Annotated in this window: 14 protein-coding genes; 11 read left to right on the top strand and 3 right to left on the bottom strand. The window is 69.5% G+C overall.

The window, feature by feature from the left end; translation table 11 throughout:
* The first annotated feature begins 35 nt into the window (after positions 1-35).
* From HQ312_RS02175 to HQ312_RS02155, 5 genes are all read left to right on the top strand, one after another.
* Complete coding sequence (locus HQ312_RS02175) at positions 36-2,729, top strand: glucosidase (RefSeq protein WP_222637671.1); 2,694 nt, start codon at positions 36-38, stop codon at positions 2,727-2,729.
* Between the two features lie 9 nt (positions 2,730-2,738).
* Complete coding sequence (locus tag HQ312_RS02170) at positions 2,739-3,845, top strand: zinc-binding dehydrogenase (RefSeq protein WP_222637670.1); 1,107 nt, start codon at positions 2,739-2,741, stop codon at positions 3,843-3,845.
* Between the two features lie 35 nt (positions 3,846-3,880).
* Positions 3,881-4,633, top strand: coding sequence for a 4-hydroxy-tetrahydrodipicolinate reductase (gene dapB / locus HQ312_RS02165; protein ID WP_027505103.1), 753 nt, complete (start codon positions 3,881-3,883; stop codon positions 4,631-4,633).
* Between the two features lie 70 nt (positions 4,634-4,703).
* Positions 4,704-5,126 carry a hypothetical protein gene (locus HQ312_RS02160; RefSeq protein ID WP_222637811.1) on the top strand — a complete coding sequence of 141 codons (423 nt, stop codon included), beginning with the start codon at positions 4,704-4,706 and terminating at the stop codon, positions 5,124-5,126.
* Positions 5,123-5,575 (top strand): flavodoxin family protein, encoded by a 453-nt coding sequence (locus HQ312_RS02155; RefSeq protein WP_027505105.1) that lies wholly within the window; start codon positions 5,123-5,125, stop codon positions 5,573-5,575. The genes HQ312_RS02160 and HQ312_RS02155 overlap by 4 nt, the downstream gene beginning before the upstream one ends.
* On the opposite strand, the gene HQ312_RS02150 is transcribed toward HQ312_RS02155, so the two are convergent.
* Both HQ312_RS02150 and HQ312_RS02145 read right to left on the bottom strand, forming a co-directional pair.
* Positions 5,576-6,229: a DUF3105 domain-containing protein gene (locus HQ312_RS02150; protein ID WP_261781969.1), complete on the bottom strand. Its 654-nt coding sequence runs from the start codon at positions 6,227-6,229 to the stop codon at positions 5,576-5,578.
* Positions 6,230-6,267: 38 nt separating this feature from the next.
* Entirely contained in the window at positions 6,268-7,038 is a 771-nt protein-coding gene (locus HQ312_RS02145) for a trans-aconitate 2-methyltransferase (protein WP_222637668.1), read from the bottom strand.
* 122 nt (positions 7,039-7,160) lie between these two features.
* Between HQ312_RS02145 and HQ312_RS02140 the strand changes: the two genes are divergently transcribed.
* Genes HQ312_RS02140 through HQ312_RS02120 form a run of 5 tightly spaced genes read left to right on the top strand, consistent with a single transcriptional unit; the run spans position 7,161 to position 13,144 of the window.
* Positions 7,161-8,072: a DMT family transporter gene (locus HQ312_RS02140; RefSeq protein ID WP_222637667.1), complete on the top strand. Its 912-nt coding sequence runs from the start codon at positions 7,161-7,163 to the stop codon at positions 8,070-8,072.
* Positions 8,065-9,306 carry a winged helix-turn-helix domain-containing protein gene (locus HQ312_RS02135; protein WP_222637666.1) on the top strand — a complete coding sequence of 414 codons (1,242 nt, stop codon included), beginning with the start codon at positions 8,065-8,067 and terminating at the stop codon, positions 9,304-9,306. The genes HQ312_RS02140 and HQ312_RS02135 overlap by 8 nt, the downstream gene beginning before the upstream one ends.
* A gap of 26 nt (positions 9,307-9,332) precedes the next feature.
* Positions 9,333-10,106 carry an FAD-dependent thymidylate synthase gene (gene thyX, locus HQ312_RS02130; protein ID WP_222630876.1) on the top strand — a complete coding sequence of 258 codons (774 nt, stop codon included), beginning with the start codon at positions 9,333-9,335 and terminating at the stop codon, positions 10,104-10,106.
* Between the two features lie 57 nt (positions 10,107-10,163).
* Positions 10,164-11,120: a 4-hydroxy-tetrahydrodipicolinate synthase gene (gene dapA / locus HQ312_RS02125; RefSeq protein ID WP_081821173.1), complete on the top strand. Its 957-nt coding sequence runs from the start codon at positions 10,164-10,166 to the stop codon at positions 11,118-11,120.
* Positions 11,120-13,144 carry a ribonuclease J gene (locus HQ312_RS02120; protein WP_222637665.1) on the top strand — a complete coding sequence of 675 codons (2,025 nt, stop codon included), beginning with the start codon at positions 11,120-11,122 and terminating at the stop codon, positions 13,142-13,144. The genes dapA and HQ312_RS02120 overlap by 1 nt, the downstream gene beginning before the upstream one ends.
* Positions 13,145-13,223: 79 nt before the next feature.
* On the opposite strand, the gene HQ312_RS02115 is transcribed toward HQ312_RS02120, so the two are convergent.
* A complete protein-coding gene (locus HQ312_RS02115; RefSeq protein ID WP_056444919.1) occupies positions 13,224-13,997 on the bottom strand; it encodes a sulfite exporter TauE/SafE family protein in 774 nt (257 codons plus the stop codon).
* A 36-nt stretch (positions 13,998-14,033) separates the two neighbouring features.
* Between HQ312_RS02115 and HQ312_RS02110 the strand changes: the two genes are divergently transcribed.
* A complete protein-coding gene (locus HQ312_RS02110; protein ID WP_056444917.1) occupies positions 14,034-14,663 on the top strand; it encodes a TIGR03085 family metal-binding protein in 630 nt (209 codons plus the stop codon).
* Positions 14,664-14,712 lie beyond the last annotated feature (49 nt).

Below are 14,712 nucleotides of genomic sequence, written 5' to 3'. Positions count from 1 at the left end.
ATGCACGTCCGCGTCCGTCGGGGCACACTGTGGCGGTGACCGACGCCGCAGATCAGCCTGCACACCCGACCGTCGAGCACTCTCGGCTCGCCGAATCGCCCGGAGCACAGAGCGCCTGGCGTACCTGGGGCCCGTATCTCGCGGGCCGTCAGTGGGGCACCGTGCGCGAGGACTACTCCGAGGACGGTAACGCCTGGGAGTCCTTCCCCTTCGACCACGCCCGCTCGCGCGCCTACCGATGGGGCGAGGACGGCCTCGGGGGCATCTGCGACCGCTTCGGCTTCCTCAATTTCTCGGTGGCCCTGTGGAACCGGCGCGATCCGATCCTCAAGGAGCGGCTGTTCGGACTCACCAACGGTGAGGGCAATCACGGCGAGGACGCCAAGGAGTACTGGTGGGCGCTCGACGGAACGCCCACCCACAGCTGGATGACCTGGCTCTACCGCTACCCGCAGGCCGAGTACCCCTACGAGGGGCTGCGTGAGGCGAGCCGCGCGCGCACGCGCATGGACCGCGAGTTCGAACTGGCCGACACCGGGGTGCTGGACGAGAACCGGTTCTTCGACGTGGTCGTCACCTACGCCAAGGCGTCGCCGGACGACGTGTGCATCGTCGTCGACGTCACCAATCACGGGCCCGAGGCAGCATCGGTCGACGTGGTGCCGCATCTGTGGTTGCGCAACACGTGGTCCTGGGGGCGCGACGATCGCACCGCCTCCATCGTCGACGTCACGGCGGACGCGCTTCCCGGTGACATGGCCGTGGTGCGTGCGGAGCACGGTTTTCTCGGCCGGTACCACCTCGCCGCTCAGGGTGATGCGCGAGTGCTGTTCTGCGACAACGAGACCAATGCGGTGGAGCTGTTCGGCGCCGCGGAGAACCTCTCGGCCTGGACGAAGGACGGCATCGGGCGGCGGATCGTCGAGGGCGACGAGTCGGCCGTCAATCCGGACGGCACGGGGACGAAGAGTGCGTTCTGGTACTCGCTCGACGACGTGGCGCCCGGCGAGACCCGCAGCATCCGTCTCCGGTTGAGCACCACGGTGCCGGACTCGTTCACGTTCGGCCCCGGCTTCGACGCGGTCCTCGCCGACCGACGGTACGAGGCGGACCAGTTCTACGACCACGTCATCGGCCCGGATCTGTCCGCGGCCGACCGCCACGTCGCACGGCGCGCCTACGCCGGCCTGCTGTGGTGCAAACAGCTCTACCGCTACGACGTACGCGAGTGGGCGCAGGGTGATCCGGTGGGAGCGTCGGCGCCGCAGTCGCGACTCGACGCGACCGCCCGCAACCACGCCTGGTCGCACTTCTCGCTCGCGGACGTCGTCTCCATGCCGGACGAGTGGGAGTACCCGTGGTTCGCCGCCTGGGATCTCGCCTTCCACACCATCCCGCTGGCGCACGTCGACCCGGACTTCGCCAAGGAACAGCTCGTACTCATGTGTCGCGAGTGGGCGATGCACCCCAACGGTCAACTGCCCGCGTACGAGTGGGAGTTCGGAGACGTCAACCCGCCGGTCCACGCGTGGGCGGTGTGGCAGGTCTACCGCATCGACGGACACCGCGACCGTGAGTTCCTGGTCCGGGTGTTCACCAAGCTGTTGTTGAACTTCTCGTGGTGGGTCAACCGCAAGGACGCGGGCGGCTCCAACATCTTCGAGGGCGGCTTCCTCGGGATGGACAACATCGGGATGTTCAACCGCTCGGAGCCACTGCCTCCCGGTTTCCGACTCGAGCAGTCCGACGCGACCAGTTGGATGGCGTTCTACTGCCAGCAGATGTTCAAGATCGCGATCGAACTGGCACGCCACGACTCCGCCTGGGACGACGTCGCGACGAAGTTCTTCGCGCATTTCCTGTCCATCGCGGAGGCCGTGGGATCCTTCGGGTCGGCGCAGATGTCGCTGTGGCACGAGGAGGACGGATTCTTCTACGACGTCCTCGCCCCACCGCACGGTGACGCGGTGCCGCTGCGGGTGCGCTCGATGGTGGGCCTCCTGCCGATCCTGGGGGCCACCGAGATCCCGTCGTGGGTGCCGAAGGAGTGTCCGGACCTGACGTCTCGCTTGCGGTGGTTGCAGCACCGGAGACCGGATCTGGTGTCCCCGATGATGTCGCGCAACGACAACGGGACCTGGCGCATGCTCCTCGCCCTCGTCGATCCCGATCGGCTGCGGCGCATCCTCGAGCGCATGTTCGACAGCGACGAGTTCCTGTCGTCCTTCGGTATCCGGTCGCTGTCCGCGTCCTACCGCGACGGCGTCACGATGGAGGTCGAGGGCCGATCACTGTCCATCGAGTACGAGCCGGGGGAGTCCCGCACGTCGATGTTCGGCGGGAACTCGAACTGGCGTGGTCCGGTGTGGTTCCCCGTCAACGTGCTGCTCGCCGACAAGCTCCGCGCCTACGGTCGCTACTTCGGCGACACGTTCACCATCGAGATCCCCACCGGGTCCGGCGTGCAGCGCACCCTGGTCGAGGCCGCCGAGATCATCGAGAACGGCCTCGCGGACCTGTTCCGCGTGGGCGGATCCGGTCGGCCGTCGGACGGCGATCGCATCGAGTCCTCGGACGATCCGCTGTGGTCGGAGCATCCGACCTTCAGCGAGTACTTCGACGGGGACACCGGAGAGGGGCTCGGCGCCAGCCATCAGACCGGCTGGACCGCGCTGGTCGCGCATCTTCTCAATCCCAGAGTGCCGCAACCGCCGACGCCGCCGGGTTAACGTGGCGGCATGAAGATTCGCGGAGCTGTCCTGGAAGAGATCGGCCGTTCGCGGCCGTTCGCGGAGTCGCGTCCCCTGACGGTGTCCGAGCTCGAGCTCGATCCTCCCGGCGAGGGGGAGATCCTCGTACGCATCGAGGCGGCGGGGCTGTGCCATTCCGATCTGTCGGTGGTCGACGGCAACCGCGTGCGCCCCGTCCCGATGCTGCTGGGGCACGAGGCCGCGGGCATCGTCGAGGGCGTCGGCCCGGGGGTCGATCTCGCGCTCGGCACGCGCGTGGTGATGACCTTCCTGCCTCGATGCGGTGAGTGCTCGGGGTGCCGGTCGAACGGGCGCACACCGTGCCTTCCCGGCAGCGCGGCCAACAACGCCGGCACTCTGCTCGGCGGAGACGTGCGGCTGCGCCGCGACGGCGTCGAGATCAAGCACCACCTCGGGGTGTCCGGTTTCGCGACGCACACGGTGGTGGACCGCCGGTCGGTGGTGCCCGTGGGCGCCGACGTCCCGCCGGCCGTCGCCGCGGTGCTCGGGTGCGCTGTGCTCACCGGCGGCGGCGCACTGCTGAACGCCGCGTCCCCCACCGAGGGCGACACCATCATGGTGGTGGGGCTCGGCGGAGTGGGCATGGCCGCGGTGCTCACCGCGGCCTCGCTCGGACTGGGTGACGTCATCGGCGTCGATTCGATGCCGGAGAAGCTGGAGACGGCCCGCGAGTTGGGCGCCACGTCCGTGTACACCCCGCAGGAACTGGCCGAGTCCGGCGTGCGTGCCCAGATCGTCGTGGAGGCCGCCGGCAACGCGCGCGCCTTCGAGACCGCTCTCGCTGCCACGGCTCCGGGCGGCACCACCGTGACAGTGGGCCTGCCGTCGCCGGACGCCCGAGCGTCGATCTCGCCCCTCACGCTCGTGGCCGAGGCGCGGACCATCGTCGGGAGCTACCTCGGGTCCGCCGTTCCCGAACGGGACATTCCGACGTACGAGCAGATGTGGCGCGAGGGCCGCTTCCCGGTGGAGAAACTGGTGTCCTCACGCATCACGCTCGACGGGATCAACCGGGCGATGGACGAACTGGCGGACGGCAAGGCGATTCGTCAGGTCATCGAGTTCGACCACTAGGCTGTCCCCGACGGTTCCAGGTGAGGGGTGAACAGGTGACAGAGGCGATACGTGTCGGAGTACTCGGCGCGGCCGGCAAGGTCGGCCAGGCGGTGTGCGAGGCCGTCGAGGCCGCGGCCGACACGGAGCTCGTCGCTCGCGTGGACAAGGACGACCGGCTCGAGACGTTCGCCGAGAACGGCGCGCAGGTCGTGGTCGACTTCACCCATCCCAGTGTCGTCATGGACAACCTGCAGTACCTGATCGGCGCCGGGATCCATGCCGTCGTGGGCACCACCGGGTTCGACGACGAGCGACTCGATCAGGTGCGGTCCTGGCTCGCGGACTCGCCCGCGACCGGAGTGCTCATCGCTCCCAACTTCGCCATCGGCGCCGTGCTGTCGATGGCGTTCGCGCAGCAGGCGGCACGCTTCTTCGACTCGGTCGAGGTGATCGAGCTGCACCACCCGAACAAGGCGGACGCGCCGTCCGGCACCGCGTACCGCACGGCGGCGCTCATCGCGGACGCGCGGCGCGCGGCGGGAGTGGGCCCGAGTCCCGACGCGACCACCACCGAACTCGACGGTGCGCGCGGCGCCGACGTCGACGGAGTGCGTGTGCACTCCGTGCGCCTCGCCGGTCTGGTGGCGCACCAGGAGGTGCTCCTGGGAACGCAGGGCGAGACTCTCACCATCCGGCACGACTCGATCGACCGCACCTCCTTCACTCCCGGTGTGCTGCTGGGTGTCCGGTCCATCGCGGCGCGGCCCGGGTTGACGTTGGGCATCGAACCGCTGATGGATCTGTGATGAGCAGCGGGAAGTCCGGAGGACGGTCGGAGTGAGCAAGTATTCGCGAGTGGTCGCGATCATCGCCGTGATGGTGTTGGTACTCGGCGTCTACTTCGTCATTCTGGGCGGGCGCGGGATCGACTTCATCCAGCTCGGCGGTCCGGTGAACATCGGGCTGGGTATCGGTGTGCTGATCCTTCCGCTGCTGGGCCTGTGGATCGTGGCGGCGACGCTGCGGGCGGGTTTACGGCACCAGCACCTCGCCCGTCGGATCCACGACGAGAATCTCGAGCTGGACGTCGACGACCTTCCGCGCATGCCGTCCGGGCGCATCGAGCGCGGCGCGGCGGATTCGCTCTTCGCGGACGTCAAGGCGGAGTACGAGAAGTCGCCCGACGACTGGCGCACGAACTACCGTCTCGCCCGTGCGTACGACTACGCGGGCGATCGCGGGCGCGCACGCGAGATCATGCGGCGCGCCGTGGAACTCGAGCGCACCGAGAGCGCGTGACCGTCCTGCTGGTGGTGCACCACACGGTGTCGCCGCCCATGGCGGAAATGCTCGAGGCGGTGCTGGCCGGGGCGCGGGATCCCGACATCGAGGGTGTCGACGTCCGGGTGCGACCGGCCCTGGGTGCCACGATCGCCGACGTGGTCGACGCGGACGGCATCCTCCTCGGCACTCCCGCGAACTTCGGATACATGTCGGGTGCTCTCAAGCATTTCCTCGACACGGTGTACTACCCGACGCTCGGGTCGATGAACGGAAAGCCTTGGGGCGCCTGGGTGTACGGCAACAACGACACTGCGGGCGCGGTGCGCGCACTGACGAGCATCGTGAGCGGATGGGGCCTCGAGCCGGCCGCGGTGCCCGTCGAGGTGACCGGGTTCGACGCCGCTGCGCGGGAACGGCTCGTCGAACTCGGTGGCACGGTGGCCGCGACGATCATGCCTGCCTGATCACTCCGGAAGGGTCAGCGGGGATGCGGGATCCGGCGCGCTCTCGACGAACGCCGGCGGGTTCGCCGTGTCGAACGTGGTGGGCAGGGTCGCGCACGTCGCGCCGGGCTCCGGGAAAGTGTTCGGGTTCAGGCGCAGTGCCGAGACGAAACGGTCGATGCGCTCGTCGTCGCTGCTCTCCACTGCCAGGCGATGCCCCCACGACTGCAGCGAGATCCGGCGATCCATGCCCGGATACGGCGACATCATCAGGTACGGCTCGCCCTCCACCCGCGCGGCCAGCGCTGCGATCTCGCCGTCGTCGAGCGCTGCGGGGTCGTATGCGATCCACACGGCACCGTGTTCGAGGGAGTGCACCATGTTCTCGGTGCGCACGGCCTCCGGATAGACCACGCCGGTGCACGTCGCCCACGCGTTGTCGTGTCGACCACCCATCGGCGGTGAGAAGGTGTACGCCACACGGTAGTTCGGCAGTACGTGGTAGGCGGGCGGGTAGTCGACCACCTCGATGCCGTCGAGCGAGAGAGAGGGGTCGGGATTGTCGGCGGTGGGCACCCACGCGTCGGCCGTCGGACGTCCCTCGACGGCCCTGCCGCAGCCCCCGGCGAGGAGGGCGGCCGACAGGATCAGGGGAACGAGCGCCGACCGATGCATGACTCGAGAGTATCCGTCCGGCAGCATCGTCCCCCTCGTCAGGCGTTCCGTACCACCGCGACGACGAAGACGCGTCGGAACGGGAAGAAGGTGGTCCCGTCGGATCGTGCCGGGTAGGCCTCGGCCAACAACGGAGCGAGGTCGTCGCGGAACTCGTCCCGACCCTTCTCGTCGAGGAGGTCGAAGATCGGGGTGAGAGCGGTGCCGGAGACCCAGTCGAGAACGGGCCGGGCACCACGGAGTTGCTGGACGTACGTGGTCTCCCAGGCGTCCACGGCGCAACCCCGGGCGGCCAGCAGGTCGGCGTACTGCTCGGGATCGTCCACGGCGTTCGCGTGCCGCAGCTCGAGAGTGGGAAGTCGCGGTGCCCAGGCGTCCGGTGTCGCGAGGTCCCGGATGATGCGGTGCGACGGTGCATCGAAATTGCCGGGCATCTGGACGGCGATCACGGCACCGTCCGGTAACTGGCCGGGCCAGCGCGCCAGCAGTTCCCGGTGTTCGGGCACCCACTGCAGAGTCGCGTTGGAGACGACGACGTCGGTGTCGGAGGACGGCACCCAGTCCCGCACGTCCAGCGCGGTGGCGTCCAGACCTGCAGCGCGCGCGGCCGCGACCATGTCCGGCGAGTTGTCCGACGCCTCGACGGCGGTGTCCGGCCAGCGGTGCGCGAGCAACGCCGTCGCATTGCCCGGGCCGCAGCCGAGATCGGCGACGCGCCGGGGACTCTCGACAGAGATGCGTGCGAGCAGTTCGCGGAACGGACGGGTGCGCTCGTCGGCGAAGGTGAGGTAGTCGGACGGGCTCCACATGATGGCTCCTTCGACGGGCCGGCAAACAGTACGCTTGTACTGTTACGCACGCTACGCCGGAGTGAGCAGCACTGTCCACCGGCGCTACGGTCGCTGGACACGTGAGGGTGAGGAGGCTGCCGGTGCAGTACCCGCGATCCGGTGTGGCGTTGCTCGTCGCCGCCGCCGTGCTGTGGGGGACCGGCGGTGTTCTCGGAACCGCGCTGGGTCGCTCCGCGGACCTCCCGTCCACCGCGGTCGCCGCGTACCGGCTCGGCCTCGGCGGGCTGATGCTCATCGCGGTCGTGGCCGCGACCGGGGGCGTCCTGCCGCGCGGCCGACCTGTGTGGAGTCGCATCGCCGTCATCGGAACACTCGCCGCGGTCTTCCAGGGTGCCTACTTCGCAGCCACCGTCACGGCGGGCGTGGCGGCCGCGACCCTGGTGACCATCGGGTCGGTTCCGGTGGTGGTCGTCCTCGTGGAGTCGCTGACGGCACGTCGCCGCCCGGCGGGTGCCGTCGTGCGGACCGTCGTCGTCGGTGTCGCGGGGCTCGGGCTGCTCGTCGGTTCCCCGGCCGACGGCGATCTGCGGTCCACCGTCGTGGGCGGCGCTCTGGCGGTGGTGTCGGGCAGTGCGTTCGCGACGATGACCCTCGTCGGTCGTCGACATGCCGCGCAGGGCGACGACACCGTCGTCACCGGATGGTCGTTCGTGCTGGGCGGGGCGCTGCTCGCGGTGGCAGCGACAGCCACGGACCGCACGGCGCTGCTCCCGGTCGTGTCGGTGACGAGCATTCTCCTCGTGCTCAGCTTCGCCCTCGTCCCGACGGCTGTGGCCTACAGCGCGTACTTCCGCGGACTGCGGACCGCGGCGGCGTCGACGGCGGCGGTCGTCGCACTCCTCGAACCTCTCACCGGTACCGTCCTCGCAGTGATCCTGCTGGACGAACGACTCACGGCGGTGGGCGCCGTCGGTGCGGTGCTGCTCCTGGTGTCCGTCGTCGACGCCGGAGTGACCCACGCCCGGACGAACGCAGGCGGTGCCCGTGCGTGAGCTGTCCGCTGCGGCTGCGCGTCGCACGGCCGTCGCGGCCCAGGGCTTCGGTCGAGCGCGGTCCGGTGCGGTCTCCGGCAGGCGCGCGGTGGCGGGTGTGGTGCGCTCGACGAAGTTGCTGCAGATCGATTCGGTGTCCGCGGCGGTGCGGGCGCACTACGCGCCGGTGTTCAGTCGTGTCGGCCCCTACGACCGTCAGGCGCTGGACGATGCGGCGTGGACCGATACGGCGCGATCGCCGCGCCTGCTCGTCGAGTACTGGGCGCACGAGGCGGCATTCCTGCCCGTCGCCGACTGGCCGCTGATGCGGTGGCGGATGGATCAGTACGTGCACGGTCGGTGGGGCGGCGCCGCGAGGGTCGCTGCGCGCAGTCCCGGACTGGTGGAGGACGTGCTCGACGCGATCCGCGACCAGGGGCCCGTCACCGCGCGAGAGCTCGAAGTTCTGTTGGATCGCCGGAGACCCGGCCCCAAGGGGCCGTGGTGGGACCACAGTGACGTCAAGGTGGTGTGCGAACAGCTCTTCGCCGGCGGCGTGTTGTCGGTACCGCGGCGGGAACGGTTCACGAGGCTGTACGACCTCGCCGAGCGCGTGCTGCCCCCGGACGTCGTGTCGCGACGGGTGGACGAGGTGGACGCGGTGCGTCAGCTCGTCGAGAAGTCGGCCGAGGCGATGGGGGTCGCCACGGCGGCCGACCTGCGCGATCACTACCGGCTGTCGGCGGCCCAGACCACTCGGGCCGTGGCCGACCTGGTGGACGCGGGCGTGCTGGTGCCCGTGACCGTGACCGGGTGGCGGGATCAGGCCTTCCTGCATCGAGACACCCGGGTACCGCGGTCGGTCGAGTCGGCCGCACTGCTGTGCCCGTTCGACCCGCTGATCTTCGGGCGTCCGCGCACCGAGCGTCTCTTCGACTTCCACTACCGCATCGAGATCTACACGCCCGAGCCGAAGCGGACGTACGGGTACTACGTCTTCCCGTTCCTGCTGCACGACGAGCTCGTCGCCCGCGTCGACATCCGGGTCGATCGCTCCGCCGGAGTGCTCACGGTGCCCGGTGCGTTCACCGAGCCCTCCGTCGACGCCCGCGGCCGCCGTGGCGAGGTGGCGGCGGCGCTGGCCGCGTCGGTGACGGAGATGGCGCGATGGCTGGACGTGGCCGACGTCGTGGTCGGTGACCGTGGTGATCTCGCGGCCGACCTGGGCTGCGAGGTACGCGCCGTCTCTCGATGACTCCGCCACCCCATAGTCTGTGTCGAATGTCCCAGCGTCCAGTGTCAGAGCATCGAGCCGGTGCCCCGTTGTCCGTTCAGCTCGTGGCCGCGACGTCCTTCACCCCTCCGTCGGAGGTGCCGTGGGAGACCGACGCCGACGGCGGTCAGGCGTTGGTCGAGTTCGCCGGCCGGGCCTGCTACCAGAGCTGGTCGAAGCCCAATCCGCGCACCGCGACCAACGCCGGGTATCTCAACCATCTACTGGCCGTGGGGAACTGGTCGGTGTTCGAGCACGCGTCCGCGAGTTTCTACATCACCGGCATCTCACGATCCTGCAGTCACGAGTTGATCCGGCACCGCCACTTCTCCTTCTCTCAGCTCTCCCAGCGTTCGGTGTCCGAACGCGACGCGCTGATGGTCGTGCCTCCAGCTCTCGAGTCCGACGCGACGTTGCGTGAGTTGTTCCAGAATGCGACCGACTCGTCCCGTGCCGCGTACGACGCGTTGCTGTCCGCACTCGAAGCGGAGACCGGTGCGGACTCGCCTGCGGTCGTCGCCGGGAAGCAGGCGCGGCAGGCCGCGCGCTCAGTGCTCCCGAACGCCGTGGAGACGCGCCTGGTGATGACCGGGAACTACCGGTCGTGGCGGCATTTCGTCACCATGCGGGCCTCCGAGCACGCGGATCTCGAGATCCGACGGCTCGCGGTGGCCTGCCTGCGGCGCCTCGTCGAGGTCGCACCCGACGTCTTCGCCGACTTCGAGATCGAGACACTGGCCGACGGAACGGAAGTCGCCAGGAGTTCGTACGCGGGGGAATAGGCGGCGCGGGTCGTGGGGGTCCGGCGGCCGGACGGGGACCGGGTAACCTTCCTGACCATGACCATCGGTGACACCGCGAGGACTGTCGACGCTGCGGGGACTGTCGACACTGCGGCACGAGTGCAGACGAGCAGCACGCCCTCGCCGTTCGGTGCCGTCTCCGTCGCGATGGTGACACCGTTCACTCCGGACGGTGCTCTCGACATCGACGCCTCCGTCGCACTGGCCGCGCATCTGGTCTCGAGCGGGTGCGACAGCCTCGTGATCTCGGGAACGACGGGCGAGTCGCCGACCACGACGGATCGCGAGAAGGCCGACCTGCTGCGCGCCGTGGTCGCTGCCGTCGGAGATCGCGCTCGCATCGTCGCCGGCGCCGGTACCAACGACACCGCGCACAGCATCGAACTCGCTCGTGCCGCCGCCGACGCCGGGGCACACGGACTGCTCGTCGTCACCCCGTACTACTCGCGCCCGCCGCAGGCCGGCCTGTACGCCCACTTCGTCGCCGTGGCCGACTCGACCGATCTGCCCGTCATGCTGTACGACATCCCGCCCCGCTCGGTGGTGCCGATCGAGACGGAGACGTTGCGTCGCCTCGCCGATCATCCGCGCATCCTCGCCGTCAAGGACGCGAAGGGCGACCTCGCCGCGGGAGCCGAACTCATCGCCTCGACCGGTCTCGAGTACTTCTCGGGCGACGACCCGCTCAACCTGCCCTGGCTGTCCGTCGGGGCCGTCGGCTTCGTCAGCGTCATCGGGCACCTCGTGCCCGGCAAGCTCCGGGATCTCCACTCCGCCTGGGCCGCGGGCGACATCGCCGCAGCGCAAGCCATCAACGTCGGTCTGCTTCCGATCGTGCGGTCGTTCGCCCGACTCGGCGGCGTCACGGGCTCCAAGGCGGGCCTTCGACTTCTCGGCATCGACGTGGGGGAGCCCCGTCTGCCACAAGTTCCACCGTCCACCGATCAGATCGATGCTCTGGCAGCCGATCTTCACCGTGCAGGAGTTCTTTGATGACTCGACCGCCCAGGCGGCGCAGTGCCACCCGTAGTGCCGGACCGCCCGCGGAACTTCCTCCGCAGGGACAGCAGCCCGCTCCTCCCGCACCGAAGGCCGAGGCCGCGCCCGTGCAGGATGCCCCCGCGGCGCAGGCGCCGGCGAAAGCCGCTCCCGTGAAGGAGGCGCCCGTGAAGGACGCGCCGACCGGCCGCGACCGCCAGTCGGGCGGCTCGCGATCGTCGAACGGCAACTCGGGCTCGGGTGGGGGCCGCGGTCCTCGGTCGCGTCCCGCGCGCACCCCGCAGAACTCCGCTGCCATTCAGCGACCCGATGCGCGCACGGTCGTGGACAAGACGCAGCGACTCGGAGCTCCGCCCAAGGCACCGAAGAACGGTCTCCGCGTCGTCGCCCTCGGCGGCATCGGCGAGATCGGCCGCAACATGACGGTCTTCGAGCACAAGGGCAAGCTGCTCATCGTCGACTGCGGTGTGCTCTTCCCCGAGGACGCACAGCCCGGTGTCGACCTGATCCTCCCGGACTTCCGTCACATCGAGAACCGGATGGACGACGTGGTCGCCCTGGTGCTCACCCACGGTCACGAGGACCACATCGGTGCCGTGCCGTTCCTGCTGCGCCTGCGCCCGGACATCCCGGTCATCGGCTCCAAGTTCACGTTGGCGCTGCTGGCGGCGAAGTGCCGTGAGCACCGCCAGAAGCCGAAGCTCGTCGAGGTGCGCGAGGGCGAGAGCACGAACCACGGACCGTTCGAGCTCGAGTACTTCGCGGTCAACCACTCGATCCCCGACGCGCTCGCCGTCGCCATCCGTACCGATGCCGGTGTCGCGCTGCACACCGGCGACATCAAGCTCGACCAGCTGCCGCTCGACGGCCGCCTGACCGATCTCGGCGGGTTCTCGCGACTCGGCGACGAGGGTGTCGACCTCTTCCTGGTGGACTCCACCAATGCCGAGGTGCCCGGATTCGTCACGCCCGAGCGTGAGATCGGCGGTGTCCTGGACACGGTCATCGGCAAGGCCAGGAACCGCGTGATCGTCGCGTCGTTCGCGAGCCACGTGCACCGCATCCAGCAGGTCATCGACGTCGCACACCGCTACAACCGCAAGGTCGCCTTCGTCGGGCGGTCGATGGTGCGCAACATGGCCATCGCCCAGGAGCTCGGGTACCTGACGGTGCCCTCGGGTGTCGAGGTCGACATGGACACCGCGACGAAACTCGCGGACGACAAGCTGGTCCTGGTCTCCACCGGCTCGCAGGGCGAGCCGCTCTCCGCGCTGTCCCGGATGGCGCGGGGTGAGCATCGTCAGATCAACATCCGCGCCGACGACCTGGTCGTCCTCGCGTCGTCGCTGATCCCCGGCAACGAGAACTCCGTGTTCGCCGTCGTCAACGGGCTCGCGAAGCGTGGCGCCAAGGTGGTCACGCAGCAGAGCGCCAAGGTGCACGTCTCCGGCCACGCGTCGGCCGGCGAGCTGCTGTACCTCTACAACGCGGTCCGTCCCACCAACGCGATGCCCGTACACGGCGAGTGGCGGCACCTGCGCGCCAATGCCGCTCTCGCGGTGTCGACGGGTGTGCCGGAGGAGCGCGTGGTGTTGGCCGAGGACGGCGTCGTCGTGGACATGGTCGACGGCCTCGCCGAGATCGTCGGCCAGGTGCCGGTCGGCCACGTGTACGTCGACGGCCTGTCCGTCGGCGACGTGGGCGACTCGACGTTGTCCGACCGCCTCGTCCTCGGTGAGGGCGGCTTCATCGCCATCACCATGGCCGTGGACACCACCACCGGCAAGTCCGTCGGCACTCCCGAGGTCTCGGGTCGCGGCTTCTCCGACGATCCCGCGGCACTGAAGGAAGCGGCGCAGCTGGTCGAGGCGGAGTTGGTGCGTCTCGCCGGCGAGGGTGTGCGGGACACGCACCGCATCGCGCAGTCGGTCCGCCGCATCGTCGGTCGCTGGGTGGCGGACAAGTACCGCCGCAAGCCGATGATCGTGCCGACCGTGCTCGAGGTCACTCCGAGCTGACACGGTCGCACTCGACAGGCCGGCCCCGGGGGACACCCCGGCGCCGGCCCGCCGTGTCTCTCGACCCGTCGTCGGCCCGCTAGGCGAGCAGGTTGTACAGACCGACGAGGCCCAGCAGGACGATGCAGGCACGCAGCACCCGCGGTGACAGACGCCGGCCGTACCGTGCTCCCACCGCGCCGCCGATCAGGGAGCTGACGGCGATGAGACCGGCTGCCGCCCAACTGATCCGGTCGAAGGCGAAAATGATGAACGATGCCGCCGCCACGACGTTGACCACGAGCGACAGCAGATTCTTGGCCGCGTTCATGCGCTGGATGTTCTCCGGCAGCAACGCGCCCATGACGCCCATCAGCAGAATGCCCTGGGCCGCGGTGAAGTAGCCGCCGTAGACACCCACGGCGAACGTCCCGATCACCAGCAGCACGAAGCGTCCGCGGCCGATCCCGGCGGCGGTGTCCGGCTCGGAGCGCTTCTGGGCCCAGGCCTGGATGCGGGGGCCGGTGACCACCAGGACCAGCGCCAGGATCAGCAGCACCGGAACCACGGCGGTGAAGGTCTTCTCGGGCAGGTGCTGCAGGAGCCATGCACCGAGCACGCCGCCGAGCAGCGATCCGGGGAGCTGCCAGCGCAACCGCGACCACTGGCCGCGTAGTTCGCGTCGGTAGCCCCATGCGCCGGAGGCGCTGCCTGCCACCAGTCCGATCGCATTGCTCATGGTCGCCGTGACGGGTGGGTACCCGAAGGCGATGAGAGTGGGGAACGTGATGAGCGTTCCTGACCCGACGACGGCGTTGATGCCACCGGCGGCGAACCCCGCGAGCAGCACGAGGACTATTTCGGAGACGGGCACACCGGCGACCGTACGACACGGCTAGATTCGTGTGTCATGAGCCTTGCGCACGACGAACGTCTGGAACTGGCCGACACGATGGCGAAGGTCGGTCCGGACGCTCCCACCCTGTGCGGTGACTGGACCGTCCGGGATCTTGCGGCGCATCTGGTGATCCGCGAACGCCGCCTGGATGCGGCTCCGGGCATCTTCCTACCGCCGCTGGCGGGGTACACGCGCCGCGTGCAGGACTCGGTCGCCGCGGGGGAGTGGGTGGGCCTCGTCGACGACGTGCGCACGGGACCTCCGGTGTGGTCGCCGTACAAGCTCCTCGACGCGCAGATCAACCTCGGGGAGATGTTCGTCCACCACGAGGACGTCCGGCGGGCCGACGGATCCGCACCGACTCCGCGAGAACTGAGCGCCGAGATGCAGACCGCCCTGTGGGGTCTGCTGGGTCTGCTCGGCCGTGTCGCCTACAGGGGAGCCCCCGTGGCCGTGGACGTGGAGACCCCGGACGGTCGTCGGCGGACGTTCGGGAAGAAGTCGGCCTCGCGCCGGGTGGCGCTGCGCGGGGAGCCGTCGGAGCTGGTGCTGCACGCGTTCGGCCGCGATGCGGTGGTGCTGGAGTTCGACGGCGACCAAGCGGACGTCGCCGCGGTGAAGGGCCTCGACCGCGGCGTGTGACAGCGGTCGAGCTGTTACTGGTGTTGCGGATGGTCCGGATGGGGTCGAC

The sequence above is a fragment of the Rhodococcus sp. BP-316 genome, assembly GCF_019836105.1.
Classification (GTDB): Bacteria; Actinomycetota; Actinomycetes; order Mycobacteriales; family Mycobacteriaceae; genus Rhodococcoides.
Note: the sequence above shows the minus strand (reverse complement) of the source record. Positions and strands in the feature narration are given on the sequence as shown.